At 64.7% G+C, this 26,767-nt stretch carries 31 protein-coding genes and 1 tRNA gene; 14 read left to right on the forward strand and 18 right to left on the reverse strand.

The genetic code is table 11. From position 1 onward, the window contains the following. Positions 1-20: 20 nt before the first annotated feature. Positions 21-1,505: an inorganic phosphate transporter gene (locus F3H26_RS04715; RefSeq protein ID WP_149774916.1), complete on the forward strand. Its 1,485-nt coding sequence runs from the start codon at positions 21-23 to the stop codon at positions 1,503-1,505. A 19-nt stretch (positions 1,506-1,524) separates the two neighbouring features. On the opposite strand, the gene F3H26_RS04720 is transcribed toward F3H26_RS04715, so the two are convergent. The 5 genes from F3H26_RS04720 to F3H26_RS04735 form a co-directional block, all read right to left on the reverse strand. Continuing rightward, positions 1,525-2,709, reverse strand: coding sequence for a vWA domain-containing protein (locus F3H26_RS04720; RefSeq protein ID WP_149774917.1), 1,185 nt, complete (start codon positions 2,707-2,709; stop codon positions 1,525-1,527). A gap of 4 nt (positions 2,710-2,713) precedes the next feature. Continuing rightward, a complete protein-coding gene (locus F3H26_RS19375) occupies positions 2,714-2,884 on the reverse strand; it encodes a hypothetical protein (RefSeq protein ID WP_188127688.1) in 171 nt (56 codons plus the stop codon). Between the two features lie 23 nt (positions 2,885-2,907). Then, on the reverse strand, positions 2,908-4,257 hold the full coding sequence (locus F3H26_RS04725; RefSeq protein ID WP_149774918.1) for a DUF2927 domain-containing protein: 1,350 nt from the start codon (positions 4,255-4,257) through the stop codon (positions 2,908-2,910). Then, positions 4,254-4,700 (reverse strand): GNAT family N-acetyltransferase, encoded by a 447-nt coding sequence (locus tag F3H26_RS04730; RefSeq protein ID WP_149774919.1) that lies wholly within the window; start codon positions 4,698-4,700, stop codon positions 4,254-4,256. Before F3H26_RS04730 ends, F3H26_RS04725 begins: the two co-directional genes overlap by 4 nt. A 122-nt stretch (positions 4,701-4,822) precedes the next feature. Further along, positions 4,823-5,668 (reverse strand): AAA family ATPase, encoded by an 846-nt coding sequence (locus F3H26_RS04735; RefSeq protein WP_149774946.1) that lies wholly within the window; start codon positions 5,666-5,668, stop codon positions 4,823-4,825. A gap of 378 nt (positions 5,669-6,046) precedes the next feature. Between F3H26_RS04735 and dksA the strand changes: the two genes are divergently transcribed. Together dksA and F3H26_RS04745 are read left to right on the forward strand one after the other, a co-directional pair. Next, complete coding sequence (gene dksA, locus F3H26_RS04740; protein ID WP_149774920.1) at positions 6,047-6,469, forward strand: RNA polymerase-binding protein DksA; 423 nt, start codon at positions 6,047-6,049, stop codon at positions 6,467-6,469. A 71-nt stretch (positions 6,470-6,540) separates the two neighbouring features. Further along, the gene (locus F3H26_RS04745; protein WP_149774921.1) at positions 6,541-7,692 is read left to right on the forward strand and encodes an FAD-dependent oxidoreductase; all 1,152 of its coding nucleotides are present in this window, start codon (positions 6,541-6,543) and stop codon (positions 7,690-7,692) included. A gap of 4 nt (positions 7,693-7,696) precedes the next feature. Here the strand turns inward: F3H26_RS04745 and xth are convergent, their stop codons facing one another. Both xth and F3H26_RS04755 read right to left on the reverse strand, forming a co-directional pair. After that, complete coding sequence (gene xth / locus F3H26_RS04750) at positions 7,697-8,476, reverse strand: exodeoxyribonuclease III (RefSeq protein WP_149774922.1); 780 nt, start codon at positions 8,474-8,476, stop codon at positions 7,697-7,699. A gap of 282 nt (positions 8,477-8,758) precedes the next feature. After that, on the reverse strand, positions 8,759-9,082 hold the full coding sequence (locus tag F3H26_RS04755; RefSeq protein ID WP_149774923.1) for a HesB/IscA family protein: 324 nt from the start codon (positions 9,080-9,082) through the stop codon (positions 8,759-8,761). A gap of 76 nt (positions 9,083-9,158) precedes the next feature. On the opposite strand from F3H26_RS04755, the gene F3H26_RS04760 reads away from it, so the two are divergent. The 7 genes from F3H26_RS04760 to F3H26_RS04790 all read left to right on the forward strand — a co-directional run bounded on the left by F3H26_RS04760 (position 9,159) and on the right by F3H26_RS04790 (position 16,034). Then, positions 9,159-10,316 (forward strand): deoxyguanosinetriphosphate triphosphohydrolase, encoded by a 1,158-nt coding sequence (locus F3H26_RS04760; protein WP_149774924.1) that lies wholly within the window; start codon positions 9,159-9,161, stop codon positions 10,314-10,316. Between the two features lie 76 nt (positions 10,317-10,392). Further along, positions 10,393-12,138, forward strand: coding sequence for an arginine--tRNA ligase (gene argS / locus F3H26_RS04765; protein WP_149774925.1), 1,746 nt, complete (start codon positions 10,393-10,395; stop codon positions 12,136-12,138). Between the two features lie 88 nt (positions 12,139-12,226). Beyond that, a complete protein-coding gene (locus tag F3H26_RS04770) occupies positions 12,227-13,291 on the forward strand; it encodes an SPOR domain-containing protein (protein WP_188127689.1) in 1,065 nt (354 codons plus the stop codon). After that, positions 13,288-14,295 (forward strand): beta-N-acetylhexosaminidase, encoded by a 1,008-nt coding sequence (gene nagZ / locus F3H26_RS04775; protein ID WP_149774926.1) that lies wholly within the window; start codon positions 13,288-13,290, stop codon positions 14,293-14,295. The genes F3H26_RS04770 and nagZ overlap by 4 nt, the downstream gene beginning before the upstream one ends. Continuing rightward, positions 14,285-15,079, forward strand: coding sequence for a segregation and condensation protein A (locus F3H26_RS04780; protein ID WP_149774927.1), 795 nt, complete (start codon positions 14,285-14,287; stop codon positions 15,077-15,079). The genes nagZ and F3H26_RS04780 overlap by 11 nt, the downstream gene beginning before the upstream one ends. Then, a complete protein-coding gene (scpB, locus tag F3H26_RS04785) occupies positions 15,072-15,731 on the forward strand; it encodes an SMC-Scp complex subunit ScpB (protein ID WP_149774928.1) in 660 nt (219 codons plus the stop codon). The genes F3H26_RS04780 and scpB overlap by 8 nt, the downstream gene beginning before the upstream one ends. Positions 15,732-15,794: 63 nt before the next feature. Next, on the forward strand, positions 15,795-16,034 hold the full coding sequence (locus tag F3H26_RS04790; RefSeq protein ID WP_149774929.1) for a hypothetical protein: 240 nt from the start codon (positions 15,795-15,797) through the stop codon (positions 16,032-16,034). A 3-nt stretch (positions 16,035-16,037) separates the two neighbouring features. Here the strand turns inward: F3H26_RS04790 and F3H26_RS04795 are convergent, their stop codons facing one another. The 8 genes from F3H26_RS04795 to F3H26_RS04830 all read right to left on the reverse strand — a co-directional run bounded on the left by F3H26_RS04795 (position 16,038) and on the right by F3H26_RS04830 (position 21,398). Further along, positions 16,038-17,117, reverse strand: a complete 1,080-nt coding sequence (locus tag F3H26_RS04795; RefSeq protein WP_149774930.1) for a 2'-deoxycytidine 5'-triphosphate deaminase — start codon at positions 17,115-17,117, stop codon at positions 16,038-16,040. A gap of 61 nt (positions 17,118-17,178) precedes the next feature. After that, positions 17,179-17,255, reverse strand: a tRNA-Pro gene (locus tag F3H26_RS04800). Positions 17,256-17,316: 61 nt separating this feature from the next. After that, a complete protein-coding gene (locus tag F3H26_RS04805; RefSeq protein ID WP_149774931.1) occupies positions 17,317-17,925 on the reverse strand; it encodes a MerR family transcriptional regulator in 609 nt (202 codons plus the stop codon). Positions 17,926-17,943: 18 nt separating this feature from the next. Then, positions 17,944-18,246 (reverse strand): integration host factor subunit alpha, encoded by a 303-nt coding sequence (ihfA, locus tag F3H26_RS04810; RefSeq protein ID WP_149774932.1) that lies wholly within the window; start codon positions 18,244-18,246, stop codon positions 17,944-17,946. 97 nt (positions 18,247-18,343) lie between these two features. Next, positions 18,344-19,315, reverse strand: a complete 972-nt coding sequence (locus F3H26_RS04815) for a beta-ketoacyl-ACP synthase III (RefSeq protein WP_149774933.1) — start codon at positions 19,313-19,315, stop codon at positions 18,344-18,346. A 20-nt stretch (positions 19,316-19,335) separates the two neighbouring features. Continuing rightward, the gene (gene plsX / locus F3H26_RS04820) at positions 19,336-20,424 is read right to left on the reverse strand and encodes a phosphate acyltransferase PlsX (protein ID WP_149774934.1); all 1,089 of its coding nucleotides are present in this window, start codon (positions 20,422-20,424) and stop codon (positions 19,336-19,338) included. A 24-nt stretch (positions 20,425-20,448) separates the two neighbouring features. Then, complete coding sequence (gene rpmF / locus F3H26_RS04825) at positions 20,449-20,655, reverse strand: 50S ribosomal protein L32 (RefSeq protein WP_068331762.1); 207 nt, start codon at positions 20,653-20,655, stop codon at positions 20,449-20,451. 206 nt (positions 20,656-20,861) lie between these two features. Then, positions 20,862-21,398, reverse strand: coding sequence for a YceD family protein (locus tag F3H26_RS04830; protein ID WP_149774935.1), 537 nt, complete (start codon positions 21,396-21,398; stop codon positions 20,862-20,864). 83 nt (positions 21,399-21,481) lie between these two features. Between F3H26_RS04830 and F3H26_RS04835 the strand changes: the two genes are divergently transcribed. The 3 genes from F3H26_RS04835 to F3H26_RS04845 all read left to right on the forward strand — a co-directional run bounded on the left by F3H26_RS04835 (position 21,482) and on the right by F3H26_RS04845 (position 24,673). Then, complete coding sequence (locus F3H26_RS04835) at positions 21,482-21,952, forward strand: outer membrane protein assembly factor BamE (protein ID WP_149774936.1); 471 nt, start codon at positions 21,482-21,484, stop codon at positions 21,950-21,952. A 99-nt stretch (positions 21,953-22,051) separates the two neighbouring features. Further along, positions 22,052-22,792, forward strand: coding sequence for a GNAT family N-acetyltransferase (locus F3H26_RS04840; RefSeq protein ID WP_149774937.1), 741 nt, complete (start codon positions 22,052-22,054; stop codon positions 22,790-22,792). 69 nt (positions 22,793-22,861) lie between these two features. Further along, on the forward strand, positions 22,862-24,673 hold the full coding sequence (locus tag F3H26_RS04845; protein ID WP_149774938.1) for an ATP-binding cassette domain-containing protein: 1,812 nt from the start codon (positions 22,862-22,864) through the stop codon (positions 24,671-24,673). Between the two features lie 55 nt (positions 24,674-24,728). Here F3H26_RS04845 and F3H26_RS04850 read toward each other — a convergent pair whose 3' ends face one another. After that, the gene (locus F3H26_RS04850) at positions 24,729-25,484 is read right to left on the reverse strand and encodes a 3-hydroxyacyl-CoA dehydrogenase (RefSeq protein ID WP_149774939.1); all 756 of its coding nucleotides are present in this window, start codon (positions 25,482-25,484) and stop codon (positions 24,729-24,731) included. Positions 25,485-25,524: 40 nt separating this feature from the next. Beyond that, positions 25,525-26,403: a GNAT family N-acetyltransferase gene (locus F3H26_RS04855; RefSeq protein WP_149774940.1), complete on the reverse strand. Its 879-nt coding sequence runs from the start codon at positions 26,401-26,403 to the stop codon at positions 25,525-25,527. Positions 26,404-26,448: 45 nt separating this feature from the next. On the opposite strand from F3H26_RS04855, the gene F3H26_RS19825 reads away from it, so the two are divergent. Beyond that, entirely contained in the window at positions 26,449-26,577 is a 129-nt protein-coding gene (locus tag F3H26_RS19825; protein WP_262504549.1) for a hypothetical protein, read from the forward strand. A gap of 1 nt (position 26,578) precedes the next feature. On the opposite strand, the gene F3H26_RS04860 is transcribed toward F3H26_RS19825, so the two are convergent. Further along, positions 26,579-26,767: transposase (locus tag F3H26_RS04860; protein ID WP_149774941.1), on the reverse strand; the 189-nt coding region annotated here is incomplete at its 5' end.

Consider the following 26,767-nt stretch of genomic DNA (forward strand, 5'->3'; position numbering starts at 1 on the left):
GCGCTATGCAAGAGGGACAAATGGCCAATACAGACTCCGAAGCCCGGCACCTGGAAACACTGGATCGTGACCTGCGGCGGTTTTCCCGCCTCGAGGTCGCAGCGGCGCAGGTCGGGCGGCCGGTCGTCGGATCGGGCATCGCCTTCGTGTTCATCGTGATCGCCGGGATCGCGGCCGCATTGCTGTTCGGACAGGCCAGCAACACGATGATCGTCGTGATCGCGGCCATGTTCGGAGCCTACATGGCGCTGAACATCGGTGCGAACGATGTGGCCAACAACATGGCCCCGGCGGTGGGCGCAAACACCCTGACCATGGGCGGCGCCATCGCGATTGCCGCAGTTTTCGAAAGCGCCGGCGCGCTGATCGCGGGGGGCGACGTGGTCTCGACCATCGCCAAAGGCATCATCAATACCGAAAGCATGGGTACGGCAACCGTCTTCATCTGGGGCATGATGGCGGCGCTGTTGTCTGCCGCGCTCTGGATCAACCTGGCCACCTGGGTCGGTGCTCCGGTCTCGACCACGCATTCGGTCGTGGGGGGCGTCATGGGGGCCGGGATCGCGGCGGCGGGGTTCGGCGCGGTCAGCTGGGTCAAGATGAGCCAGATCGCGGCAAGCTGGGTCATCTCACCGGTTTTGGGCGGTGTCATCGCCGCCGGGTTCCTGTGGTTCATCAAGTCCCGGATCATCTACCAGGACGACAAGATCGCCGCGGCGCGCAAATGGGTTCCGGTTCTGGTCGGCATCATGGCCGGGGCGTTTGCCTCGTACCTTGCGCTGAAAGGCCTGAAACATCTGTTCAAGATCAATCTGCAGACGGCCCTGGTGATCGGTCTGGTCAGCGGAGTGCTGATCTGGATGGTGACGATTCCGGTCATTCGCCGTCAGGCCGAAGGGCTGGAGAACCGCAACAAATCGCTCAAGATCCTGTTCGGCATCCCGCTGATCATTTCCGCGGCGCTGCTCAGCTTTGCGCATGGGGCCAATGACGTGGCCAATGCCGTCGGGCCTCTGGCCGCGATCGTTCAGGCTTCGGCGGTGGGTGATTTCACCCATGCGGTGAACATTCCGCCCTGGGTCATGATCATCGGCGCCTTCGGCATTTCGTTCGGCCTGTTCCTGTTCGGGCCCAAGCTGATCCGGGTGGTCGGCAGCCAGATCACCAAGCTGAACCCGATGCGCGCCTATTGCGTGGCGCTGTCGGCGGCGATCACCGTGATCGTGGCCAGCTGGCTTGGCCTGCCGGTCAGCTCGACCCACATCGCCGTGGGCGCGGTGTTCGGTGTCGGGTTCTTCCGCGAATGGGACGCCGAGCGGCGCCTGATCAAGGCGCGCGGTGCCGTGCCGGAACGCCCGGTGCTGGCCCCCGAAGAGCGCCGCCGCCGCAAGCTGGTGCGCCGGTCGCATTTCCTGACGATCATCGCGGCCTGGGTGATCACCGTGCCTGCGGCGGCCCTGCTGTCGGGTCTGCTGTTCCTGGGCGTCCAGGCAATCGCCGGATAAAACCAAAGCCGGGCTGGCGCTAGCGCGTCAGCTCGCGCATGCCGCGCTCCAGCCCGGCCAGCGTCATCGGCACCATCCGGTCTTCGAAGATCTCGCGGATCATGCCGATGGAATGGGTGTATTCCCAGTATTTCTCGGGCACCGGGTTGATCCACAGGTTCGACGTCCACTGTTCGCGCGCGCGCTGCAGCCAGACCTGACCGGCCTCGGCGTTCCAGTGCTCGTTGGCGCCGCCGGGATAGGCGATCTCGTAAGGCGACATCGACGCATCACCCACGAAGATGCACTTGTAGTCGGGGCCGTAGGTCCGCAGCACCTCATGCGTGGGGGTCTGCGCATCCCACCGGCGGCGGTTGTCGCGCCAGACGCCTTCGTACAGGCAGTTGTGGAAATAGAAATATTCCAGGTGCTTGAATTCGGCCCGCGCGGCCGAGAACAATTCCTCGACCACCTTGATATGCGGATCCATCGAGCCGCCCACATCGAGAAACAGCAGTACCTTGACCGCATTGTGCCGCTCGGGCCGGGTCTTGACGTCCAGGTATCCGTGCTCGGCGGTGGCGCGGATGGTCCCGTCCAGATCCAGCTCTTCGGCGGCGCCCTCGCGGGCCCAGCGGCGCAGGCGTTTCAAGGCGACCTTGATGTTGCGAGTGCCCAACTCGACCGTGTCGTCCAGATTGCGGAACTCGCGCTTGTCCCAGACCTTGACCGCGCGCTGGTGGCGGCTTTCCTTCTGGCCGATGCGCACGCCCTCGGGGTTGTAGCCATAGGCGCCGAAGGGCGAGGTGCCCGCCGTTCCGATCCACTTGTTGCCGCCCTGATGGCGGCCTTGCTGATCCTTCAGCCGCTCGCGCAGCGTCTCCATCAGCTTGTCGAACCCGCCAAGCGCTTCGATTTCGGCCTTTTCCTCGTCCGAGAGGTGCTTCTCGGCCATCTTGGCCAGCCACTCGGCCGGGATGTCCACGGCCTCGAGCACCTGATCCATGGTGATCTCGGACAGCCCTTCAAAGCTGGCGCCAAAGGCGCGGTCGAACTTGTCGATGTTGCGCTCGTCCTTCACCATCGAGACACGGGCGAGGTAGTAGAACGCCTCGATGTCATAGGTGGCCAGCCCCTTTTTCATCCCCTCCAAAAAGGTCAGGTATTCCCGCAACGAGACGGGAATGCCGGCTTTTCTGAGGTTTTCAAAAAAGGGAATGAACATCCGGTCAGCCCACCATCCGAACCAGGATCAGCGATGCCACAAGCCCCAGAAGGGCGAAGGCGATGCCGTATCCGGCGGCGTATTGGGCGATGTCGGCCCCGCTGCCCTTGCGCCTGCGTGCCGTCAGCGCGCCCAGAATCGCTCCTGCGATCGCCATGCCCCAAACCAGTCCCATTCGCCTGCCATCCGTTTGCTGTGTCACGGGTTGCGCAGCGCGATGTTCTGCACCAGCGCGCGCACCACCAATTCAGAACCGAAGGCGTAGCGCGCCCACCCCAGACTGTCCAGCCTGACGGTACGTGCCGCCTTGGGGCGGGCGGCCTGATCCAGCGCCTCGGATTTCAGCAGCAGCAGGGTGGCCAGCAACGCGGCGTTCTCGGCCCGTCGCGCCGTTTCGATGGCCGTGTCCAGTTGCGGCAGCATGTCCGGCCCCCGATCCCGTCCCAGCGCATAGGCGGCCATCTGGGCGATGACATGGGCCTGATGCACCTCGGTTCCGGGCGTTTCGCGCAGGAATTGCAGGGCAATCGCATATTCGCGCTGGGCGGCTTCGGGGTCGTCATACTGGATCATCCGGCCTTTGAGATAATGCGGATAGGCGCGGCGGTGGTCGGTCCAGCCCATCTGCTGGCCGATCCGCATCGCCCGGTCCAGCGCGCGCAGCCGCCGGGGCGAGGGCGCCCCGTTGCCTACCGCGATCTGTACCGCGTCGATCCAGGCGCGCGGCGTGGCCGATACCGCCTGGGCGGGCACTCGGGCGCCGCGCGGATTGAGGCGGGCGATCACGCCGGGGATCACCTGCGCGACCTCGTCCCGCGTCATGCCGGTGCGCAGTTCGGGCGCATAGGCGGCGCGCAGGATCAGCATGTCGAACCCGGTCAGCACGGTATGGAAATTGTCGTCGTTGAACACCGAATCCGGCAGGCGGTACATGTCGTTCAACGGACCGAGCGCCTGCGCCAGTTCTTCGTTCAGACAATCGCGGATTTCCTGCGGGCTGACATCGTTGGGGATGAAAATGCCCAGCCGCTCGCGGCTGCGCAGGGCCGACCAGCTGCTTTTGGGTTTGCGCCGGTCGCGGCGGTACTCGTCCAGGCTTTGGGCGTTGGGCACGACGAAACAGGCCGCCTGCGGCAGAACGCGCTGGATCTGGCGCTGGGGGACGGCCTGGATGGTGATGTTGGCCGGCCCGTCCGGGACCTGCCGGATGTCGATTCCGGCCTCGGTGCGCAGGCGCGTCAGCACCCGGCTCAGGTCGGCCTGCATGGTAGGGGCCGGGGTGCCTGTCAGGCGCAGCGTGATCGGGGTTTCGAACCGGGTGAACACCGGCAACGGGGTGCCGCTTTCCAGAAAGAAGAACAGGTCGAGGAAATCTGCGGCGATGTTGGCGTTCGCGCGCGTGGGCGGAACCGGGCGCGGCGCGCCGAAGGACTTGGCCGGGGGCAGGGGCCTTTCGGTCGATTTGACCTCGGCGGGCAGTTCGATCGTTTCGACCGTACTGCAGCCCGCCAGCGCCAGGGCCAGGACGAAGGCCGCCAGCCTTGTCATGGACGCTGATATTTGATGAACGGGGTCAGCTGCCCGACCCTGTCATACAGCCGGCGCGCGGCGTGGTTGAACTCTTGCGTCAACCAATAGACCGAGGGCGCACCGCGACGGTCGGCCTCGGCGTAGACGGCCTCGATCAGGGCGCGGCCGACCCCGGCGCCGCGCACCTGCGGATCGGCGTAGAGGTCCTGCAGGTAGCACACATCCTCGACCTTCCAGCCATGCCGGTGAAACAGGAAATGGGTCAACCCCACCAATCGCCCGTCGCGCTCGGCCACGAGGCAGGAAAAGTCACGGGGGTCATCGCCCAGCAGGCGCGCAAAAGTGCTGTCATAGACCGCCTGCGGCAACTCGGTTTCGTAAAAGGCCAGATAGGCGCGCCACAGTGCGGTCCATTCCGGCCGGTCCTGGGCGGTCAGCGGGCGAATGCACGGCTGGGTCACGTTTGGGAGCCTTTGCGGTCTGGTTGCTCGATTGGTGGCCTCGGACGGGCGCGCGCCGATGCTGGCATCAGGTGCGCCCCAAGGCAAGCCGCGATCACGGAATGGTCAACGACCGGCAAGCTTCAGCGCTTGGCGCGCGCCATGAAAGCCAGCCGTTCGAACAGGTGCACGTCCTGTTCGTTCTTCAGCAGGGCACCGTGCAGCTTGGGCAGGGCATTGACCCCGTCGCGCTTCAGGTCCTCGGCGTCCAGATCCTCGGCCAGCAGCAGTTTCAACCAGTCCAGCACCTCGGAGGTCGAGGGCTTTTTCTTCAGCCCCTGTGTCTCGCGGATTTCATAGAACTGGGTCAGGGCGGTGGTCAGCAGCGCCTCTTTGATGCCGGGGTGGTGGACCTCGACGATGCGGCGCATCGTGGCCTCGTCGGGGAAGCGGATGTAGTGGAAGAAACAGCGGCGCAGAAACGCGTCGGGCAGTTCCTTTTCGTTGTTCGAGGTGATGATCACGATGGGGCGGTTCTTGGCCCGGATTGTTTCGCCGGTCTCGTAGACGTGGAACTCCATCTTGTCGAGTTCCTGCAGCAGGTCGTTGGGAAACTCGATATCGGCCTTGTCGATCTCGTCGATCAGCAGCACGACCTTTTCATCGGCCTCGAAGGCCTGCCACAGCTTGCCCTTCTTGATGTAGTTGCGGACGTCGTTCACGCGTTCGTCGCCCAGCTGGCTGTCGCGCAGGCGGCTGACGGCATCGTATTCGTACAGGCCCTGCTGGGCGCGGGTGGTGGATTTGATGTTCCACTCGATCATCTTCAGGCCCAGCGCCGCGGCCACCTGCCTGGCCAGTTCGGTCTTGCCGGTTCCCGGCTCACCCTTGACCAGAAGCGGTCGCTCCAGCGTCACGGCGGCATTCACCGCGATGGTCAGATCGTCGGTGGCAACATAGTCTGCGGTGCCTTCGAAACGTGTGGTCATGTAGCCCTCGTGATGGTTGTCGCGCGGCGCGCCGGCAAAGAACTCGGGCACCGGGTTACCGGCAGGGGTGATCTTTTACAACCCGGGTCGCAGCGTCGCGGGTTGGGCCCGGCCAATCAACCGCCCCCTGGTTGATTCGGATCGCCCGGTTCGATCCGGCGTTGAACCTGCCGCAAAATGGCCGGATCCGTTTCACGAAAAAAGTCGATTTTGTGCGCTAAGTCTCATGTTTGTACCAATTTCATCGGCGGCGTACCGGGCTGGCGTTTGCATAGTGACATTCCCGGCCCCGTGGGATAAATGCTGCGCAGAAGGGGGTGCCGAATGTCAGGCGATGCAACCGCAAAAGACGTTTCCGGCCATGCCAAGGGAGCAGATATGAAGCAGGAAGTTTTTCTGCCGGAAGACTACCGACCGGCCGAAGATGAGCCTTTCATGAATGAACGACAGCTTGAGTATTTCCGCCGCAAGCTGCTGAATTGGAAACACGAACTTCTGGCGGGCAGCCGCGACACCATCGAAGGGCTGCAGGACAACACCCGCAACATTCCCGATGTCGCCGACCGCGCCAGCGAAGAGACGGACCGCGCGCTGGAACTGCGCACCCGCGACCGTCAGCGCAAGCTGGTGGCCAAGATCGACGCCGCGCTGCGCCGCATCGAGGAGGGCGAGTACGGCTATTGCGAGGTCACCGGCGATCCGATTTCGCTCAAGCGGCTGGATGCCCGCCCGATCGCGACCATGACGCTCGAGGCGCAAGAGCGGCACGAGCGTCGCGAAAAGGTGCACCGCGACGATTGATCGCTGGAAAGTTCTGACGAATCCGAACGCCGGGGCCTGTGGTTCCGGCGTTTTTGCGTTATGCCGGCTGCATGAAGATCGACGTCTTGAAATTTGCGGTGGTGGGCGGCGGGATCGGTGGCCTTGCCGCCGCCGTCGCGCTGCAGCAGCGCGGCGCGCAGGTGACCGTGCTGGAACAGGCGCCCGAGCTGGCCGAGGTCGGCGCCGGGCTGCAGATCAGCGCAAACGGAATGGCGGTGCTGCGCGCGCTGGGGGTGGCCGGGTCTCCGCCCGAGGCCGCGCAGATCTCGCACGGAACCGTGTTGCGCGACTATCGGCGCGGGCGCGTCATCAGCCGGGTGCCGCCGCCCGCGGCCGGGGCGACGTATTACTACCATCGTGCAGATCTGCTGGACCTGCTGCGCGACGCGGCCCTGCGGTCGGGGGTAGAACTGCGTCTGAACGCGCGGGTCACGCATGTGCGCAAACACCCCTCGGACGCCGAGATCTCGTTGCGCGACGGGACCCGCCTCCGGGCCGAATGCGTCATCGCGGCGGACGGCGGGCGCAGCCATCTCCGCCCGGTTCTGAACGGAACCGAGGCGCCCCGGTTCACCCATCAGGTCGCGTGGCGCGCGACCATTCCCTGGGCCGACCGTACGGCGACCCCCATGGCTACATTGACCATGGGGCCGGGCCGCCACGTGGTGACCTATCCGCTGCGCGATCAATCGCAGATGAACATCGTCGCGATCGAGGAGCGCTCGGACTGGACCGAGGAAGGCTGGAAACTGGAAGGCGACGCCGGCGACCTGCGGGCGCGCTTCGCCGATTTCGGCGGGGTCACGGGGGAAATCCTTGCCCGTATCGACAAGGTGAACATCTGGGCACTGTTCCTGCGTCCGGTGGCACAGAAGTGGCAGAACGGGCGTGTGGCCCTGTTGGGTGACGCGGCCCATCCGACCTTGCCGTTCATGGCCCAGGGCGCATGCCTCGCGCTCGAGGACGCCTGGGTCCTCAGGCGTGCATTCGATGACCAGTCAGGCATCCAACGCGCACTCGCAGCCTATGAAGCCAGGCGCCGCCCCCGCGCCCGGGCGGTGGTCTCTGCCGCCGCAAGCAACGCACGCAACTTCCACCTGAAAGGTCCAGCGCGGATTGCGGCGCAGGCGGCGTTGTCGCTGATCGGTCGCAGGCTGACGCGGAGTTATGACTGGATCTACGACTACGATCCGACGGCGTGACAGGTCAGAGTTCCAGGTCCACCCAGATCGGAACGTGATCCGAAGGCTTTTCGTGCCCGCGTACCTCGGCATCGATCCGGCAATCCTGCAACAGGTCCGTGGCCTGCGGGGTCAGCAGGAAGTGGTCGATACGGATCCCGTCATTCCGGTTCCAGGCACCAGCCTGATAGTCCCAGAACGTGTAATGCCCAGGGCCTTGGGTTCGTGCGCGGAACGCGTCCGTGAACCCGAGGTTCAGTATTTTTCGAAAGGCGGCGCGGCTTTCGGGACGAAACAGCGCGTCCTCGCGCCAGGCATCCGGGCGTTTGGCGTCTTCGGCCTGCGGAATGACGTTGTAGTCGCCTGCCATTAGGGCGGGTTCCTCGGCCTTCAGCAATTCGACCGCGCGTCGATGCAACCGTTCCATCCATGCCAGTTTGTAGTCGAATTTTGGTCCGGGGGCGGGGTTCCCGTTCGGAAGGTACAGCCCGCAGACCCGCAGCGCTTTCTTGCCCACGACGGTCGCTTCGATCCACCGAGCTTGATCGTCGTCATCATCGCCTGGCAGTCCGCGGGTGATATCCTCCAACGGGAGTTTTGACAGGATCGCGACCCCGTTGAAGCTTTTTTGACCGTGGGTTTCGACGTTGTAGCCGCGCTGCTCGAAGATCTCTCGCGGAAAGTTCTCGTCGACGGATTTGATTTCCTGCAACACGGCGACGTCGGGCTGGGCGTCGTCCAGCCAACGCAGCAGGGCGTCGGCGCGGGCTTTGATGCCGTTGATGTTGAACGAGGCAATTTTCATGCGAGCCCTCCAAGTGAACTAAGGCAACCTATCGCGCAGAACCATCCCAACGGCAAGCCGGAAGCCGGGAATGCGAGGCTCTGCCTCGCGCTCCGGGATATTTGAGGCCAGATGAAGTAACCGGGCATTAACCAAGTTGTGGGAGACAGATTGGGCGGTACAGGCGGGGACGCCGATGACCGCGCCAGGTGAAGCCCTCCGGCTTTGGGGTCGGAGGGCCGACTTGCGCTTCATCTGGCTGAAAATATCCTGGGGGTGTGGGGGCAAAGCCCCCACGATGCTCTACATCGAAAAGGACGTGCCGCAGCCGCAGGATGAGGTGGCGTTGGGGTTGTCGATAACGAATCGCGCGCCGATCAACTCTTCGGTGAAGTCGATGGTGGCGTTTTCGAGGAAGGGCAGGGAAATTGCGTCCACGACGACCTTTTGGCCTTTGCCCTCCAAAACCAGATCGTCCTCTTTGGGCTCGTCCAGCGCGATCTCGTACTGGAAGCCGGAGCAGCCGCCGCCCTCAACGGCGATGCGCAGCGCCTTGCCGTTGTCGGCCGCGCCGATCTCGGCCAACCGCTCAAACGCGCGTTCCGTGACTGTGGGGGGCAGTTTCATGCCGGACTCCAAAGGTTTCTTTCTTGACCATCGTACAATATAGAAAACCCGAAGAAGGGCGACAAGGACAAGACCATTGGAGCGAGCAGGTTTTGCCTCTGACCCCAGCCGCGCACGGGGGCGGTTGGTGCCGGAGGAGGAGAGCAGCTTTCGGTCCTGCTTCCAGCGGGATAGGGACCGGATCATTCACGCCAGCGCCTTTCGGCGGCTCAAGCACAAGACGCAGGTCTTTGTTGAACACGAGGGCGACAACTACCGCACCAGGCTGACCCATTCCATCGAGGTGGCGCAGGTCGCCCGCACGATCGCGGGCGCTTTGGGTCTGAATCCGGAACTGACCGAGGCTGTCGCGCTTGCGCATGATCTGGGTCACACCCCGTTCGGGCACACTGGTGAGGATGCGCTGCACGCGCTGATGGCGCCCTATGGCGGGTTCGATCACAATGCCCAGGCCATCCGGATCGTGACGAGGCTCGAGCGTCACTATGCCGAATTCGACGGGTGCAACCTGACATGGGAATGCCTTGAGGGGATCGCCAAGCACAACGGTCCGGTCACCGGCGATCTGCCCTGGGCGCTGGCCGAATGCAATGACGCCTTCGATCTGGAGCTGCACACCCATGCCAGTGCCGAGGCGCAGGTGGCGGCGTTGTCCGATGACATCGCCTATAACAACCACGACCTGTTGGATGGGCTGCGCGCCGGGCTGTTCACCGACGACGAAATCACGCAATTGCCCATCATTGGTGACTGCTACGCGGAGGTGGATCGCAAGTATCCCGGCCTCGATCCCTATCGTCGGCGGCACGAGGCCTTGCGGCGGGTGTTCGGCGTGATGGTGTCCGATGTCATCGACACGTCCCGCGCCATTCTGGCCGCCTCGAGGGCGCAATCGGTCGAGGATATCCGCCACCTGGGCCATCCGGTCATCCGGTTCTCGGAGGATCTATGGGTGCAACTGCGCGAGATACGGGCTTTTCTGTTCACCCGCATGTATCGCGCGCCTAGCGTCATGGAGGTGCGCGCCCGGGTCAGCCGCGTGGTCGAGGAGCTGTTTCCGATCTACCTGAACGACCCCCGGCAGATGCCCCGGCACTGGCATGGCGATATCGAGGCCGCCGCGGACGAAACCGAACTGGCCCGGATCGTGTCGGACTATATCTCGGGGATGACCGACCGGTTCGCGCTGCAGGATCACGCACGCCTGACCGGGAAAACGCCGCTGGAGCGTTAAGCGCCCTTGGCCATCGCCCGCATTGACCTTGCCGCCTTGCGTGATAAACCGCCGGGCAAGCAAAAGGACATCCGAAATGAACCTGTTCTCCGATATCCGCGGCCTTGTTCTGGACGCGCTGACCCAGATGCAAACCGAAGGCGCTCTGCCCGAGGGGCTGAGCTTTGACAACGTGGCGGTCGAGCCCCCGCGCGATGCGGCGCATGGCGACATGGCCACGAACGCGGCGATGGTGCTGGCGAAACCTGCGAAGATGAAGCCCCGCGACATCGCCGAGACGCTGGCCGCGAAGCTGGCCGAGGATGACCGGATCACCAGCGCCGAGGTTGCCGGCCCCGGCTTTCTGAACCTGCGTCTGGCGCCGTCGGTCTGGCAGGGTGTTCTGGGCGCGGTGCTGGAAAAGGGCACCGATTATGGTCGCTCGACCATGGGGCAGGGGCTGAAGGTAAACGTGGAATACGTCTCGGCCAACCCCACCGGGCCGCTGCATGTGGGCCATACCCGTGGCGCGGTGTTCGGCGACGCGCTGGCCAGCCTGTTGGCCTATTCCGGCCATGACGTGACCCGCGAATATTACATCAACGATGGCGGCGCGCAGGTGGATGTGCTGGCTCGTTCGGCCTATGAGCGGTACCGCGAGGCCAACGGCCTGAGCCCGGAAATCGCCGAGGGCCTGTACCCCGGCGACTACCTGATCCCGATCGGCGAGGCGCTGAAGGAGAAATACGGCGACAGCCTGCTGGACAAGCCCGAAAGCGAATGGCTGGCCGAGGTGCGTGAATTCGCAACCGATGCGATGATGGATCTGATCCGCGCCGATCTGAAGGCGCTGGGCGTCGAGATGGACGTGTTCTTCTCGGAAAAATCACTCTATGGCACCGGCAAGATCGAGGCCGCGCTGGAGGCGCTGAACGAAAAGGGCCTGATCTATGAGGGGGTGCTGGAACCGCCCAAGGGCAAGAAGCCCGAGGATTGGGAACCGCGCGAGCAGACCTTGTTCCGTTCGACCGCGCATGGCGATGACGTGGATCGCCCGGTCAAGAAATCCGATGGCAGCTGGACCTATTTCGCCCCCGACATCGCCTATCACTATGACAAGGTGACCCGCGGGTTCGACGCGCTGATCGACGTGTTCGGGGCGGATCATGGCGGCTATGTCAAGCGGATGAAGGCCGCCGTGTCGGCATTGTCCGACGGCAAGGTGCCGCTGGACATCAAGCTGACCCAGCTGGTCAAGCTGTGGAAGAACGGCGAGCCGTTCAAGATGTCGAAACGGGCCGGCAACTTCGTCACCCTGCGCGACGTGGTCGATCAGGTGGGCCCGGACGTGACACGCTTCGTGATGCTGACCCGCAAGAACGACGCGCCGCTGGATTTCGATTTCGACAAGGTGCTGGAGCAGAGCCGCGAGAACCCGGTGTTCTATGTGCAATACGCCCATGCGCGGGTGATGAGCGTGCTGCGCCGCGCCGCCGAGGCGGGCATCGACGCCACCGACGAAACCCTGCGCGGGGCAGATCTGGCGGCGCTGGATCACCCGGCGGAACTGACCGTGGCCAGGAAACTGGCCGAATGGCCACGCCTGGTCGAGATCGCGGCCCGCACCAACGAACCGCACCGCATCGCCTTCTATCTGTATGAACTTGCAGGGGATTTCCACGCCTTGTGGAACCGTGGCAACGACGAACCCGCGCTGCGGTTCCTGCAGGATGGTGATGTGGCCACAAGCCAGTCAAAAATCGCCCTGGCCCGGGCCGTTTCGGTTGTGATTTCAGCGGGCTTGGGTATTCTTGGGGTCACGCCGGCGCAGGAGATGCGGTAACCAACACCGCCCGAACCGCCGGTCCGAGGTAGGCAAGAAAGGACCCGCGCGCCGCGATTTCAGGCGCAATTCGGGCAGTGAGGCGGATATGGCACGTTACGATTTCTCGGGGCACACCGGCCCCGAGCATATGCATTACGCGAATCAGGTGAACCCCGAGGACGGGTACGATTATCCCGACGAAATGCATGACTATGACGGGCTGGCCGCTGTCGGCCCCGGTCTGGGACGTATCGTCAATGTACTCGGCGCGGTTGCGTCCTTGGCGCTGGTGGCCGGAGTGGCGGTCTGGGGCTACAAGCTGGTGATGCGGGACGTGTCCGGCGTGCCGGTGGTGCGGGCGGTCGAAGGCCCGATGCGGGTGCAGCCCGAAAACCCCGGTGGAACGCCTGCCGATCACCAGGGCCTGGCGGTCAACGCCGTGGCCGCCGTCGGGACGGCCGCGCCGCCGGCCGATCGGCTGATCCTTGCCCCGCGCCCGGTCTCGCTGACCGACGAAGACGCGCCGATGGGGGCGTTGAAGCCGACCCCGGCGGTGCTCAAGGTCGAAGAGACCATCACCGATCAGCAAGCTGCCCAGCTGCGGCAGGACGCCGTGGAGCCGCTGGCTTCGGAATTGACGCGAGATGCCCTGGCCGCCGCCGAACCGGAACCGGGCGTGCAACTGGCCGCGCTGGCCACGCCCGAGGACGAACCCGCCATCGACCCGGCCGATCTGGCCGCCCAATTGCCCGACCCCGAGCTTGCCGCCTTGCCCGGCGTGCGGCGGTCTCTGCGTCCGCTGACGCGCCCCGCCGGGTTGCGTCGCGCCGCTCCAGTGGGTGGTGCAATCGACGCGGATGCGGTGAATGCTGCCGTAAAATCGGCCATGGGCCTGGATGTCGATCCGGACTCGCTGGCCAAGGGTACGCGTCTGGCCCAGTTGGGCGCGTTCGAGAGCCCCGATGTGGCCCGCGCCGAATGGGATCGCCTGTACCGCCGCTTTGGCGAGTACATGCAGGGAAAACAACGTGTTATCCAGAAAACCTCGAGCGGCGGCCGCACCTTCTATCGCTTGCGCGTGCATGGTTTCGCCGATCTGAGCGATTCGCGTCAGTTCTGCGCGGCGCTGGTGGCGCAGGACGCCGACTGCATCCCGGTTGCCGTGCGTTGAGGTACGGCGCCACGATCACCGATGCGGCGGGGCTGCGCCTGACGCCCGAAGAGAAGACGTTGTTCCGGCAGATGAATCCGTTCGGCTTCATCCTGTTCGCCCGCAACATCGACAATGCCGATCAGGTGCGCGCCCTATGCGACGACATGCGTGAGGCCGTCGGCCGCGACTGCATGATCACGATCGATCAGGAGGGCGGACGTGTGCAACGCCTGCGCCCGCCATTGGCCCGTCAATGGCGCCCGCCGCTGGATCATGCCGAACAGGCCGAGGGCCAGGCCGAACGCGCCATGTATCTGCGCTACCGTCTCATCGCGCACGAGCTGTACTCGCTGGGCATCGACAGCAATTGCGCCCCGATGGTCGATCTGGCCCGGCCCGAGACGCATGATTTCCTGCGCAACCGGTGCTATGGCGGCGACGCGGCCACGGTCGCACGCCTCGGCCGAGCGGTCGCGCAGGGGCATCTGGATGGCGGCGTTCTGCCCGTCGTCAAGCACATCCCCGGCCACGGGCGCGCCACGCTCGACAGCCATTTCGACCTGCCGCATGTGGATGCGCCTCTGGACGATCTGATGCAGACCGATTTCCAGCCTTTCCGCGCCCTGAATGACCTGCCCATGGGGATGACCGCCCATCTGGTCTATGATCAGGTTGACGGAAAACCGGTCACGATCTCGCCCGCGATGATGCGGATCATCCGCGAGCGGATTGGGTTCGACGGGTTGATCATGACCGATGACATCTCTATGAAGGCGCTCAGCGGATCGCTGTCCGATCTGTCGCAACAGGCGTTGTCGGCGGGCTGCGACGTGGTTCTGCATTGCAACGGGTCTTTCGAAGAACGCGCCGAGGTCATGGAGGCCGCGGGCGAAATGTCCGAGGCGGCGCAAGCCCGCGCGGACCGGGCGCTGGCCCGACGGCAACTGCCCGAGGAACTTGACATCCGTGCCGCCGAGACGGAACTATCCCGTCTGATGGGCGGGCAGGTGTATGACGGATAACCTTTTCAGCGAAGACCCGGTCTCGGTCGCCGATCGGCTGGCCGCCGAGGCGCTGATCGTGGACGTGGACGGGTTTGAAGGCCCGTTGGACGTGCTGCTGACCCTGTCACGGACGCAAAAGGTCGATCTGCGCAAGATCTCGGTACTGGCGCTCGCGCAGCAATACTTGGCCTTTGTCGAACGGGCGCGTGCCCTGCGGATCGAACTGGCCGCCGACTACCTGGTGATGGCCGCATGGCTGGCCTTTCTGAAATCGCGCCTGCTGTTGCCGCCCGATCCCGATGAAGAGGGGCCGACGGGCGAAGAACTGGCCGCGCACTTGGCTTTTCAGTTGGAACGCTTGCAGGCGATGCGCGATGCGGCCGCCCGCCTGATGGCGCGCGATCAGCTGGGGCGCGATTTCTTCAAGCGCGGGCAGGGCGAGGACGTGACCCGCATTCGCACGGTCACCTATTCCGCCACCCTGCTGGACCTGATGCAGGGCTATGCCCGCATCCGCACCCGTGACGAATTCCGGCCCTTCGTGATGGACCGCGACGCCGTTTTCACGATGGAGCAGGCGCTGGAGCGAATGCGCCCGCTGATCGGATTTGCCGGAACCTGGACCGACATGGAAACCTACCTGCCCGAGGGCTGGGACGTTGATCCGATGCGGCGCCGCTCGGCCACGGCGGCGACGTTTGCGGCCTCGCTGGAGCTGGTCAAGGAAGGACATATGGAGATCAAGCAAAGCGAGACCTTTGCCCCGATCCAACTGCGCAGAAGGACGAAACCCAGTGACTGATGCCCCCGAAGACGACGGCAGCGGCACCCTGTTCGAAGCCCCTCCGCTGGCCGAGCAGGAACGCATGGTCGAGGCGGTGCTGTTTGCCAGCGCCGAGCCGGTGACGGTGGCCGATCTGGAATCGCGGATGCCACATGGCTGCGACGCCAAGCAGGCCCTGGAACTGCTGCAGAAACGCTATGAGGGGCGCGGGGTGCGCGTGGTTCGGGTGGGCGAGGCCTGGGCCATCCGTACCGCGCCCGATCTTGGGTTCCTGATGCAGAAGGAAACGGTCGAGACCCGCAAGCTGAGCCGGGCCGCCATCGAGACCCTGGCGATCGTGGCCTATCATCAGCCCTGCACCCGCGCCGAGATCGAGGAAATCCGCGGCGTGTCCGTGTCGCGGGGGACCATCGACCAACTGCTCGAGATGGAATGGATCCGATTGGGCCGCCGCCGCATGACGCCGGGCCGCCCGGTGACCTTCGTTGTGACGCCCCAGTTCCTGGACCATTTCGGCCTGGAAAGCGCCCGAGACCTGCCGGGCCTGAAGGAACTGCGCGCTGCCGGGCTGTTGGAGAACCGCCCGCCGCCGGGGACCATGCCGATCGGCGAGGCCAATGAGGATGAGCCCGGCGACGAAGACCAGACCGAACTGTTCGAGGAAGATTGAACGCGCCGCCTATTTGTCGGCGCAATTCCCCGCCAGGTTCGGCGCCGAGGAACGGAGACCGGAATGAACGCAAACCGCATCATCGACATGATCGTTCGCCAAATCGTGCGCCGGCTGGTTACGCGCGGCGTGGACAAGGGCCTGGACCTGGCCGAACGTATGGGGCGCAAGCCCGGGCAGCCGGACGGACCGCGCGACCCCAAGGCCGACCGGCACATGGCGCAAAGCGCGCGCCGCCAGGGCCAGAGCATGAAACAGGCCAGGCAGCTGACCCGCCAGATGCGGCGGTTCATGCGGTTCTAGGGATTACTGGACCGACCTGAAATGCTTCGACAATTTCAGGCCCTGGCCCTGATAGTTCGAAGCGATTCCCGCGCCGTAAAGCTGAGTCGGCATCTCGGCCATACGCTCGTAGACCAGCCGCCCCACGACCTGTCCGTGTTCCAGCACGAAGGGCGCCTCGTGGCAGCGAACTTCCAGCACGCCGCGTGATCCGGCGCCGCCGGCCTCGGCATGGCCGAAACCGGGATCGAAGAATCCCGCGTAGTGAACCCGGAATTCGCCCACCATCGCCAGATAGGGCGCCATTTCGGCGGCATACATCGGCGGAATGTGGACCGCCTCGCGGCTGACCAGGATGTAGAACGCGCCCGGATCCAGAATGATGCGCCCGTCGCGGGTGCGGACCTCTTCCCAATAGTCCCGCGGGTCGTATTCACCGATCCGGTCCAGGTCGATCACGCCGGTATGCGGCTTGGCCCGGTACCCGACCAGATCGGTGTCGGGCAGGCGCAGATCGACCGAAAACCCCAGCCCGTCCTGAATGACGGCCGGACCGTCCACCAGCGGCGATTGCGCGTGCAGCGCGGCCAGATCCGCGTCGGACAGCACCGCCTGACCGCGGCGGAACCGGATCTGGTTCAGGCGCATGCCCGGACGGACCAGAACCGAGAACGAACGCGGACAGATCTCGGCATAGAGCGGACCGGCATAGCCGGCCGGAACGCGGTCGAACTCGGTTCCGCCGTCGGTGATGGTGCGGGTCAGCAGATCCAGCCGCCCGGTCGAGCTTTTGGCGTTGGCCAAGGCGGTCACGTCGTCGGGCAGGGCAAGCGATTCCATCAGCGGCACCAGATAGACGCAGCCCTTTTCCAGAACCGCACCTTCCGAGATGTCGATTCGGTGCATCTCGAACTCGGCCAGACGGTCGGCCACGCTCTGGCCTTCGCCGGCCAGAAACGAGGCGCGCACACGGTAAGCCACTGTTCCCAAACGAAGATCAAGGCTGGCAGGCTGGATCTGGGCCGGGGTGATCGGTGGGGTCGCGGTGATCTCACCGCTGTCGATCATCGCAGCGATCTGCTGGTTCGGGCACACGCCGGTCATTCCGTTCCTCCCCTCAGCCGAAGGAGGCTCCGGCCCGTATCTTCTGAACGTCGGTGTGATTTGGTCGGGCTAGCAGGACTCGAACCTGCGACCTTCCGTCCCCCAGACGGACGCGCTACCAGGCTGCGCCATAGCCCGACGTTGAGCTGTTCATAATGATTTTCCCGGCAGGGGCAAGAGGAAAACATTACCTTTTTGCTCAACCCGCCAATTGCCGTTCGACCCGGTCCAGCCAGGCGCGCAAATCCTTCGCGACGGGCGCGATCCGGCGCAACGTGTCGGTGTCGAACTCGGTTTTCCGCCACGCCCGGGCCGCGATTCCGGCCTGCTGCGGCGCGGTCTCGTTCACGCGAGTCGGCGCGGCTGCGTGATCCGGAGATTCGGGCGCGGTGGCTTCGCCGGCGGCCTGATCCGTCGCTTCGATCGGCGACAGATCAAGGGCACCCTGTACGGCGGCAGGGCGTTGCGGCAGAGGCACCACCTTTTCGGCTTGGGCCTGAACGTCAACGGTCGGGGCCGGAGCCGCGTCCTCGTCCAGCCCCGGCGACAGTGACGCGACATAGGCCACGCCCTGTTCACGCAGGATGCGTTGCACGCCCTTGATGGTTACGCCTTCCTCGTGCAGCAGCTTCTTGATGCCGCCCAGCAGGCGCATGTCGTTGGGGCGGTAATAGCGGCGTCCTCCGGCCCGTTTGACCGGTTTGATCTGGCTGAACCGGCTTTCCCAGAACCGCAGCACATGCGCCTGAACACCCAGCCAATCCGCAACTTCACTGATGGTGCGAAATGCGTCGGGAGACTTGCTCATGCCTGCTCTGCCCCGGATTTACTTGCGGTTTCCGACCGCGACCCGTTCCTTCATCAGATGCGAAGGGCGGAAGGTCAAAACGCGGCGCGGCTCGATGGGAACCTCTTCCCCCGTTTTCGGGTTGCGGCCGACACGGGCCGACTTGTCCCTGACGCTGAACGTACCGAAAGACGAGATCTTGACCTGCTCGCCGCGCACCAGCGCATCGGACATGTGGTTCAGAATGCTTTCGACAAGCTGCGCGCTTTCGTTGCGAGACAGACCAACTTCGCGAAACACGGCTTCGCTCAGGTCCATTCGCGTCAGTGTTTTTTCGCCCATGACTATTCCCCTGATGATGTACGACCATAGGGGTAGGGCAAATTCACTGTCAATATCAATGAATTGCGCGTGGTGGCGTAAGCAGGTTTGCGCCGCCTTACCAGCGCATCACCACCGCGCCCCAAGCCAGACCGCCGCCGATGGCCTCGGTGACGATCAGATCGCCCGGCTTGATCTGCCCGCGTTCCTTGCCCACCGACAGCGCCAGCGGGATCGACGCGGCCGAGGTGTTGCCGTGATCCTGAACCGTGACCACCACGTTGTCCATGGGCAGTTGCAGCTTCTTGGCCGTGCCCTGGATGATGCGGATATTGGCTTGGTGCGGGACGATCCAATCGACGTCGCCGCTTGTCAGCCCCGCGCGATCCAGCGCGGTGGTGGCCGTTGCGGCCAGTTTCTCGACCGCGTGGCGGAACACCTGGTTGCCCTGCATGCGCAGATATCCGGTGGTCCGGGTTGAGACCCCGCCATCGACATAGAGCAGATCCTTGAACCGCCCGTCCGAATGCAGGTCGGTCGCCAGAATGCCCCGGTCTGCGGGGGTTCCGGCACCTTCCTGCGCCTCGAGCACCAGCGCGCCGGCGCCGTCGCCGAACAGAACGCAGGTGGTTCGGTCGGACCAGTCCATGATACGCGAGAAGGTCTCGGCCCCGATCACGAGGATGCGTTTGGCCTGACCGGACAGGATCAGCGCGTTGGCGTTGGCCAGCGCAAAGACGAAGCCGGCGCAGACCGCCTGCACGTCAAAGGCAAACCCGCGGGTCATGCCCAGATTGGCCTGAACCATGGTCGCGGCGGACGGAAAGGTCAGGTCTGCGGTGGAGGTGGCCAGAACGATCGCGTCGATGTCGTCGGCGGTCAGCCCCGCATCGGCCAGCGCGGCCTTGGCCGCTTGGGTCGCCATGTCGGACGTGGTTTCATCCTCGGCCGCGAAATGCCGGCGTTCGATGCCCGAGCGGGTCCGGATCCATTCGTCCGACGTGTCCAGCGTCTTTTCGAACTCGGAATTGGGAACGATGCGTTTGGGCAGATAGTGCCCGACACCTACAACGACTGAACGGCCTGCCATCTGAGGTCCTGCCTTTTTTGTTATTTTTCGATCTGCGGCGCAGATTGCGCAGCATCTTGTTCAAGCTCGGCAGTCGATGCAACCCGTGCGGCCAATTTTTCGGCAAAACCCGACTGGGCCAGGGTAAAGGCCAGCTTGACGGCCGCGGACACCCCGGTGGCATCGGCGCCCCCGTGCGATTTGACCACCGTCCCGTTCAGCCCCAGGAACACCCCGCCGTTCACGCGCCGCGGGTCGATGCGCTTTTTCAGACGCTGCAGCGACGTGATCGCCAGCACCGAGGCCAGCCGGGACAGGGGGGAATAGCTGAACGCCTCGCGCAGTAGGTCGCCGATCAGGCTGGCGGTGCCTTCGCCCGTCTTGATCGCGACATTGCCGGTAAACCCGTCCGTCACGATGACATCGGCCTTGTCGCCAGGGATGTCGCTGCCCTCGACGAAACCCACGAAATCGAAATTCGCGCGATCCGCAAAGTCCGAGATCAGCCCATGCGCCTCTTTCAACTCGGCGCGGCCTTTGTGTTCTTCGGTGCCGACATTCAGCAACCCGATGCGCGGACGCGACAGGGCCATGCCGTTGCGGGCATACGACGCCCCCATCAGCGCGTATTGCAGCAGATCCCGGGCATCGGCCCGTACATCGGCGCCCACGTCCAGCATCACGTTGAACCCCTGCGGATTGCGCGAAGGCCACAGGATCGCGATGGCGGGGCGGTTCACGCCGGGCAGTTTGCGCAGCCGCATCATCGACAGCGCCATCAGCGCGCCGGTATTGCCGCAGGAAACGGCGCCGTGCGCCGCGCCGTTGCGCACCGAGTCCAGCGCTGACCACATCGAGGTGTTCTTGCCGTTGCGCACGACCTGGCTGGGCTTGTCCTGCATGGTGACGACATCGGGACAATCGCGAAAAACGACGCGTCCTTCCAGAACGCGCCGTTTCGCAACAAGCTTGCGCAAGACGTCTTCGGGGCCATGCAGCAGAAACCCGATATCGGGGTTCTTCCGCGCCGATTTCGCGATTCCAGCGATCACCACGCCGGGACCGGAGTCCCCGCCCATTGCGTCAACCGAGATGATGATCTTTCCGGTCTGCTCGGGCTGCGCGGTCATGCCAAAACCTGCGGTCAATCAGGCTCAGGCCGCGTCTTCGTCCAGGTCGATTTCGTCGGCCTGTGCCACGACTTCGCGGTCGTCATAGTGGCCGCAGGCTGCACAGACGTGGTGCGGGCGTTTCAGCTCGCCGCAGTTCGGGCATTCGTTCGGGTTTGCAGCAACCAGAGCGTCGTGTGCGCGGCGGTTGTTGCGACGCGACTTGGAAACTTTGTTCTGTTGGACGGCCATGGTCTCAACCTTTGTCTGACTGGGGGCTGCAGATTCGCTGCCAGCCCGGGTTTCATTCTTCGTTTTCTCGTGGTGTGACGCGCGTTTAGGGGACGAGCCCCGCGATGTCCAACCCAAATTCCGATGAGCGCGCGAAAATACTGCGATTCTCGACATGTTCAAGGGGTTTTTCTGAACGAGTGCTATGACAGGAAATCATGGCGCTGTCACTCGTCTTTTTTCAGCGCGTCGCGCAACCCGGCCAGCCCCGCAAAAGGCTTGGCGTCTTCATCCGTCATGGCCTGTTTTCCCGGCTCGGTGAAATTGGCGTCATCCAGATGCGCGCCGTCCTTGCGGGGGTATTGCGGCAACGCCAGCGCCAGCGCTTCGCGCATCACGGCACCGGGGTCGATCTCGGGGCCCAGGGGTTCGGATTCGTCGTCTTCGGGCATCTCGAATTCGGGTTCGTCCGGCTCGGTCCAGTCCGACAGGAACAGGCGCCGCACGGGCGTTTCTATGCGCGTGGTCACAGGGTCCAGCGTGACCACGCAGGGCTGGATCACGGTTGCGCCAAGATGGCCGGTCAGTTCCCAATCGCGTTTGCCGCGGGCCTTGATCTCTCCGACAAAGCTCAGCTTGCGCAGCCCCTGCAGGCCCAGATCGGCCCGGAGGGCATCCAGTTCATCCGCCGCCGGGCGCAGATCGAACGGGACGGGGCTGTTCTGCGGCAGGTCCGCGACGCGCAAAGATGTTGCCTTGGCCATAGTGACCCTTTCCTGTGTTGAACCGGGGCATGGGTTTCTGTAATCGGATAGAAGCCGCAAGGGTGCAAGGCAAGAGGGTGAAGATGTCGAAGGTCGCGAACAAGCTGAAACTGGCGTTCGGAACGCTTGCCTGCGTATCGGTACTGGCGGTGGCCGGATGCAGTCCGGTCTACAAGAACCACGGCTATGTCCCCACGCCCGAGGAACTGGCCGAGATCAAGGTGGGTGTCGATACCCGCGACAGCGTGGTCGAAAAGGTCGGCGCGCCCGGCGCTTCGGGGGTTCTGAAGGATTCCGGGTACTACTACGTCGCCTCGCGCGTCCGTCACTATGGCCCGAAACGCCCCGAAGTGGTCGAGCGGCAGCTGGTCGCCGTCAGCTTTGACCAGCGCGGGGTCGTGCGAAACATCGAACGGTTCGGGCTCGAGGATGGTTACGTCATCGCTCTGGATCGCCGCGTGACCGATTCGAGCGTTCAGGACAGGGGATTCCTGCGTCAGCTGCTGGGCAATATCGGCAGCTTCAACCCGGCGAACATCCCCGGCCAGAGCTGATCTTCCGGCCGGTCCCTCGGTTTGTCACGAGGGGGTTACAGACGTGGTGTTGGTGGCAGGCGGAACCTGGGAAAGTCGGATACCGCGGAGGGTACGGCCATGGCCACGGATGTCTTGCTGAACAAGGGGCGGTACCGGGCGCGGCTGGCCCGCACGCCCCAGGACCTCGCCGCCGCGCAGGCGCTGCGTACGCTGGCCTTTCGCACCGCACGGACCGATCGCGATGCGTTCGACCGGATCTGCTCTCATGTCCTGGTCGAGGATCAGCGGGAAGGCGGGCAGCTCGTGTGCTGTTTCCGGATGCTTCTCATGGATTGCGGGCGCGAGATCGGGCGCAGCTATTCGGCACAGTTCTACGATCTGTCGGGCTTGCAGGACTTTCCGGGCCGGATGGTCGAGATGGGCCGCTTCGCGGTGCATCCCGACCGGACCGACCCGGATATCCTGCGGGTGGCCTGGGGCGCGATGACCGTGTTCGTGGACCGGTACGACATCCGGTTGCTGTTCGGCTGTTCCTCCTTTGCCGGGACTGACACCGAGGCCTATCTGGATGCGTTCGCGATGCTCAAACACCACCATCTGGCGCCCAAACGCTGGTTGCCGCGGGTCAAGGCGCCGGACGTTTTCCGCTTTGCCGCGCGGCTGCGGCGCCGGCCTGATGCGCGGAAAGCCATGCGGCGCATGCCGCCGCTGCTGCGCACCTATCTGATGATGGGCGGCTGGGTCAGCGACCATGCGGTGGTGGATCGCCAGTTGAACACGCTGCATGTCTTCACCGGGGTCGAGATCGGCGCGATTCCCCCGGCGCGGAAACGCCTCTTGCGGATGATCGCGGGTTGAAGCCGCGCTGCTTTCAAAAGGTGAGGCTGGGGCGTTGACGCCCAATGCCTGCCGGTTTAGCTGGCGCGTATGGCATGTATTCCTTTGTTGCAGATGTCCGGTATCTCGCTGACCTTCGGGGGCGAGCCGGTGTTTTCCGACCTGGACCTGGTGGTTCAGCCCGGCGACCGCGTTGCGCTGGTCGGGCGGAACGGCTCGGGCAAATCCACCCTGATGAAGGTCATGGCCGGTCTGGTCGAGCCCGACCGGGGCGAGATCGTGGTGCCGCCCGGCAAATCCGTGGGCTACATGGAGCAGGACCCGACGATGGACGGCTTTGCCACGCTGGGCGATTATGCCGCCAGCGGGTTGGAACCCGGCGAGCTGTACAAGGTGGAGCGAGCCGGCGAGGGGCTGAAATTCGACCCCTCGCGCGCGGTTCAGACCGCCTCGGGCGGCGAACGGCGGCGCGCGGCGCTGGCCAAGCTGATGGCCGAGGCCCCCGATTTGATGCTGCTGGACGAGCCGACCAACCATCTGGACATCGAGGCGATCGGCTGGCTGGAACGTGAATTGGGCGCGACGCGGGCGGGTTTTGTCCTGATCTCGCATGACCGCGCGTTCCTGCGGGCGCTGACGCGGGCGACACTGTGGATCGACCGCGGTGTGGTGCGCCGGCAGGAGCGGGGGTTCGAGGCCTTCGAGGCCTGGCGCGACAAGATCTGGGAAGAGGAGGACCAGCAACGCCACAAGCTGGACCGGCTGATCAAATCTGAGGCGCGTTGGGCAGTCGAAGGGATCAGCGCCCGCCGCAAGCGCAACCAGGGCCGGGTGCGCGCCTTGCAGGCGCTGCGGGCCGAGCGGGCGGCGCAGATCAAGCGTCAGGGCTCGGCAGCCATGTCCTTGGACTCCGGCCCGAAATCCGGACGAAAGGTGATCGAGGCGCGCGGTATCAGCAAGGCGTTCGACGGCAAGCCCATCGTGCGCAACCTGGACCTGCTGGTGCAGCGCGGCGACCGGGTGGCCTTCGTCGGGCCGAACGGTGTGGGCAAGACGACGCTGTTGAAAATGCTGCTGGGCCAGGTCGCGCCGGATGAAGGCACCGTGACGCTGGGCACCAATCTGGAAATCGCCGTTTTCGATCAGACCCGCGCGCAGCTGGACCCCGAGATGACCCTGTGGGACAGCCTGACCGGCGACCCCGAGATGCGCGTCTCGGGCAAGGCCGATCAGGTGATGGTGCGCGGCCAGCCCAAGCATGTGGTGGGGTACCTCAAGGAGTTCCTGTTCGACGAGCGGCAGGCCAGAGCGGCCGTCAAGTCCTTGTCGGGCGGCGAAAAAGCGCGGTTGCTGTTGGCGAAGTTGATGGCGAAACCGTCGAACCTGCTGGTTCTGGACGAACCGACCAACGACCTGGATGTCGAGACGCTGGACCTGTTGCAGGAGTTGCTGGACGACTATGACGGCACCGTGCTGCTGGTCAGCCACGACCGGGATTTCCTGGATCGTGTGGCGACCACGACCATCGCGATGGAGGGCAACGGCCGCGCGACTGTCTATGCGGGCGGTTGGTCGGACTATGTCGCGCAGCGCGGCGAATTGGCCGAGAAAAAGCCCAAGAAATCAAAAGAGAACAAGCCGAAGGTCAAGCAGGAAACCAAGCCGAAAGCCGGCCTGACCTTTTCCGAAAAGCACCGGCTGGAAAAGCTGCCCGCCGAGATCGCGCGGCTGGAAGCCGAGATCGCCAAGCTGGAAGAGCTGTTGTCGGACCCCGAGCTGTTCACGCGCGAGCCGGTGAAGTTCCAGAAGGCGACCGAGGCCCTCGTCGAGCGGCAGCAGAAGCTGGCCGCCGCCGAGGAGGAATGGCTGGAACTGGAAGAGAAGGCCGAGGCCGGGGCCTAGCCAGGACCGACCCGAGGCGCGGGCAGATCGGCTCTGCCCACGCCATGCGGTCATGTCAGCGCATCCGCAGAGCGCCGTCGATGCGAATGACCTCGCCGTTCAGATAGCCCATCTCGACGATGAACCCGGCCAGCCGACCGTATTCGCGCGGGTCGCCCAGGCGGGCGGGGTTGGGCACGTCGGCGGCCAGCTGCTGCTGCACCTCTTCGGGCAGGCCGGCCAGCATCGGCGTCATGAAGATGCCGGGCGCGATGGTCATCACCCGGATCCCGGTCGAGGCCAGATCGCGCGCCATCGGCAGGGTCATGCCCACGACACCGCCCTTGGACGCCGCATAGGCCGCCTGACCCTTTTGCCCGTCAAACGCGGCAATCGAGGCGGTGTTGATGATCACGCCGCGCGCGCCATCCGGCTCGGGTGCGTTCTTTGCCATTTCGACGGCGGCCAGGCGCGACACGTTGAAAGTGCCCACAAGGTTGATGTCGATGGTGCGCTGGAAGGCGTCCAGCGGATGCGGGCCGTCCTTGCCGACGGTCTTGATGGCATAGGCGATGCCGGCGCAGTTCACGCAGGCGGTGATCTTGCCCATCTTCTCCATCGCCAGCGCAATGGCCGCAGCCACCGTCGCCTCGTCGGTCACGTCGGTCTGGGCGAAATGTCCGCCGATCTCGGCCGCGACCTGGGTGCCGCGCTCGGCATCGCGGTCCAGGATGGTGACCTGCGCGCCGTTCTCGGCAAAGTAACGGGCGGTGGCCTCTCCGAGGCCCGAGGCGCCACCGGTGATGACGGCGGCGGTGGTGGACAATTGCATGGCGGGCTCCTCCCCAATGATCTGAACAAGTGTTCAAATATCAGCCCGCATGGGGATCTGTCCAGCGCATCCCGCCGCGGTCGAGGCCCGCCAGCGGGCGCAGGCTGCGCCCCAGCGGTGGCCACCAGCCCCAGGTGCCGCCCAACCAGCGGGGGCGGGCGCCGGTTCCCAGCTTGAACCGTGCCAGACCGGGTGCATCCTCGGTGGAAACCGGGCCGAGATCGAGCCGCTGAAACCCCTGTTTCGCCAGCCAGCGGATCGCCTTCCACAGAATCAGCCGATGGGCATTCAGCCGCCGCCCACGCGCGGTGGTGCAGCCGATGTGATAGGTGGCAACCGAGCCATGGCACAGGAACAGCATCGCCGCCACGGTGTCGCCATCGGTGGCCGAGAACTCGACGGCCTTGCCGGGATTGGCGCGGGCATAGGCCACGGTCAGTGACACCGGCCAGTTTCGATAGCCGCGTGCGCGCTGCTGCGCCTGATCGGCGGTCAGCAGCCAATTGTCCGACCCGTCGCGCAGGATGCGGCGCGTGATGCGCAGCGGGCTGCGCTCGGCCTGAACAAGCGCATTGCGCCATTTCTGGTGCAGTCCGGCCCGCAGGTCGCCGCGCAGATCCAACTCGGCAACGCAGGTCGGGGTAACCAGCGGCACCGCACCCATTTGCGGCAGGTCGGGCGCGGGGTGGTCGGGGGCCAGGATCAGCGGCGTGCGGTTCAACCCGGCCTGCCGGATCAGGCCCGGCTGGGTGGCCGCGTTGATCCGCGCACGCGACAGCATTGCCGCGGTCACGCCGGGGAACAACCGGCGGTGCAGGACAAGCGTACCGTCCGCCAGCCGCAGCGGGGCCTGCCCGCAGGCGCGCAGGGTCGCCTGCATCTCGGTGCTTTGCATCAATGGGGTGGTCGTGGTCGTCATGCGGGCATTAACCGGGTGGAAACCTAAAACCGGGTTAATGGCCACATGAAAACGGTTCTCGGACGAACGATCCCATCGCCGCGCGTGACCCGCGCCGCGGCCTTTCTGCTGGCTGCCGCGCTGTCGGTTCCGGTGTTCGTGGTTCTCAGCGTGGCCGACTGGCTGTGGTTTTAACCTAGGTCACCGACTCATAGACGCGCAACCAGATGCGTGTTGCGGCGAGTTTGACTAGGGCGAGGAAGTTGGCGTCATGTTTCTCGTATCTGGTGGCGATGGCCCTGTAGTGCTTGAGCTTTGAGAAAAACCGTTCGATCCGGTTGCGCCGCTTGTAGGTTTCCCGGTCCAGCGGCGGCGGGTCGGAGCG

It is taken from the genome of Ruegeria intermedia (genome assembly GCF_900129345.1).
GTDB lineage: Bacteria > Pseudomonadota > Alphaproteobacteria > Rhodobacterales > Rhodobacteraceae > Ruegeria > Ruegeria intermedia.

What these genes read in the sequence shown, in the direction of transcription:
- F3H26_RS04715 (WP_149774916.1), top strand. Translation starts at nt 21, where the DNA reads ATGGCCAATACAGACTCCGAAGCCCGGCACCTGGAAACACTGGATCGT.
- F3H26_RS04720 (WP_149774917.1), bottom strand. Translation starts at nt 2,709, where the DNA reads ATGTTCATTCCCTTTTTTGAAAACCTCAGAAAAGCCGGCATTCCCGTC.
- F3H26_RS19375 (WP_188127688.1), bottom strand. Translation starts at nt 2,884, where the DNA reads ATGGGACTGGTTTGGGGCATGGCGATCGCAGGAGCGATTCTGGGCGCG.
- F3H26_RS04725 (WP_149774918.1), bottom strand. Translation starts at nt 4,257, where the DNA reads ATGACAAGGCTGGCGGCCTTCGTCCTGGCCCTGGCGCTGGCGGGCTGC.
- F3H26_RS04735 (WP_149774946.1), bottom strand. Translation starts at nt 5,668, where the DNA reads ATGACCACACGTTTCGAAGGCACCGCAGACTATGTTGCCACCGACGAT.
- dksA (WP_149774920.1), top strand. Translation starts at nt 6,047, where the DNA reads ATGAAGCAGGAAGTTTTTCTGCCGGAAGACTACCGACCGGCCGAAGAT.
- F3H26_RS04745 (WP_149774921.1), top strand. Translation starts at nt 6,541, where the DNA reads ATGAAGATCGACGTCTTGAAATTTGCGGTGGTGGGCGGCGGGATCGGT.
- xth (WP_149774922.1), bottom strand. Translation starts at nt 8,476, where the DNA reads ATGAAAATTGCCTCGTTCAACATCAACGGCATCAAAGCCCGCGCCGAC.
- F3H26_RS04755 (WP_149774923.1), bottom strand. Translation starts at nt 9,082, where the DNA reads ATGAAACTGCCCCCCACAGTCACGGAACGCGCGTTTGAGCGGTTGGCC.
- argS (WP_149774925.1), top strand. Translation starts at nt 10,393, where the DNA reads ATGAACCTGTTCTCCGATATCCGCGGCCTTGTTCTGGACGCGCTGACC.
- F3H26_RS04770 (WP_188127689.1), top strand. Translation starts at nt 12,227, where the DNA reads ATGGCACGTTACGATTTCTCGGGGCACACCGGCCCCGAGCATATGCAT.
- F3H26_RS04780 (WP_149774927.1), top strand. Translation starts at nt 14,285, where the DNA reads ATGACGGATAACCTTTTCAGCGAAGACCCGGTCTCGGTCGCCGATCGG.
- F3H26_RS04790 (WP_149774929.1), top strand. Translation starts at nt 15,795, where the DNA reads ATGAACGCAAACCGCATCATCGACATGATCGTTCGCCAAATCGTGCGC.
- F3H26_RS04795 (WP_149774930.1), bottom strand. Translation starts at nt 17,117, where the DNA reads ATGACCGGCGTGTGCCCGAACCAGCAGATCGCTGCGATGATCGACAGC.
- F3H26_RS04805 (WP_149774931.1), bottom strand. Translation starts at nt 17,925, where the DNA reads ATGAGCAAGTCTCCCGACGCATTTCGCACCATCAGTGAAGTTGCGGAT.
- ihfA (WP_149774932.1), bottom strand. Translation starts at nt 18,246, where the DNA reads ATGGGCGAAAAAACACTGACGCGAATGGACCTGAGCGAAGCCGTGTTT.
- F3H26_RS04815 (WP_149774933.1), bottom strand. Translation starts at nt 19,315, where the DNA reads ATGGCAGGCCGTTCAGTCGTTGTAGGTGTCGGGCACTATCTGCCCAAA.
- plsX (WP_149774934.1), bottom strand. Translation starts at nt 20,424, where the DNA reads ATGACCGCGCAGCCCGAGCAGACCGGAAAGATCATCATCTCGGTTGAC.
- rpmF (WP_068331762.1), bottom strand. Translation starts at nt 20,655, where the DNA reads ATGGCCGTCCAACAGAACAAAGTTTCCAAGTCGCGTCGCAACAACCGC.
- F3H26_RS04830 (WP_149774935.1), bottom strand. Translation starts at nt 21,398, where the DNA reads ATGGCCAAGGCAACATCTTTGCGCGTCGCGGACCTGCCGCAGAACAGC.
- F3H26_RS04835 (WP_149774936.1), top strand. Translation starts at nt 21,482, where the DNA reads ATGTCGAAGGTCGCGAACAAGCTGAAACTGGCGTTCGGAACGCTTGCC.
- F3H26_RS04840 (WP_149774937.1), top strand. Translation starts at nt 22,052, where the DNA reads ATGGCCACGGATGTCTTGCTGAACAAGGGGCGGTACCGGGCGCGGCTG.
- F3H26_RS04845 (WP_149774938.1), top strand. Translation starts at nt 22,862, where the DNA reads ATGGCATGTATTCCTTTGTTGCAGATGTCCGGTATCTCGCTGACCTTC.
- F3H26_RS04850 (WP_149774939.1), bottom strand. Translation starts at nt 25,484, where the DNA reads ATGCAATTGTCCACCACCGCCGCCGTCATCACCGGTGGCGCCTCGGGC.
- F3H26_RS04855 (WP_149774940.1), bottom strand. Translation starts at nt 26,403, where the DNA reads ATGACGACCACGACCACCCCATTGATGCAAAGCACCGAGATGCAGGCG.
- F3H26_RS19825 (WP_262504549.1), top strand. Translation starts at nt 26,449, where the DNA reads ATGAAAACGGTTCTCGGACGAACGATCCCATCGCCGCGCGTGACCCGC.